Annotated in this window: 1 protein-coding gene; it reads left to right on the top strand. The window is 35.7% G+C overall.

Features of this window, described 5'->3' with window-relative positions; genetic code table 11:
• On the top strand, positions 1 to 642 hold a 642-nt coding region (locus BABA_RS24395), incomplete at both ends, for a restriction endonuclease subunit S (RefSeq protein ID WP_007087950.1).

Here is a 642-nt window from a genome sequence, read left to right as displayed (position 1 = left end):
GGCGAAAATAGATGATTCAGTTAAAAAGAAAGTTCCAGAATTAAGGTTTCCGGGATTTGCTGACGATTGGGAACAGCGTAAGTTAGGAAGCTTAACAACAGTTGTGCGTGGAGCAAGCCCTAGACCAATTCAGGATCCAAAATGGTTCGATAAAGAAAGTGATATTGGTTGGTTACGAATTGCTGATGTTACAGAACAAAATGGTAGAATATATCATCTTGAACAACATATATCCAAATTAGGACAGGAAAAAACTCGGGTTTTAACTGAACCTCACTTATTGTTAAGTATAGCTGCAACTGTTGGAAAACCAGTAGTAAACTATGTTAAAACAGGTGTCCATGATGGCTTTTTAATATTTTTAAACCCTACTTTTGAAAGAGAGTTTATGTTCCAGTGGCTTGAAATGTTTAGGCCAAAGTGGCAAAAATATGGACAACCTGGGAGTCAAGTAAACTTAAATTCTGAGCTAGTCCGAAATCAGGAAATAGTTTTACCAAATTATAAAGAACAACAAAAAATAGGTTCATTCTTCAAACAGTTAGATGACACTATCGCTCTTCATCAGCGTAAGTTAGATTTGTTGAAAGAACAGAAAAAAGGCTACTTGCAAAAAATGTTCCCTAAAAATGGTGCCAAAGT

Origin of the sequence: Neobacillus bataviensis LMG 21833, from assembly GCF_000307875.1 — a bacterium.
Lineage (GTDB): Bacteria > Bacillota > Bacilli > Bacillales > Cytobacillaceae > Neobacillus > Neobacillus bataviensis.
This window is presented reverse-complemented; position numbering and strand designations above follow the sequence as displayed.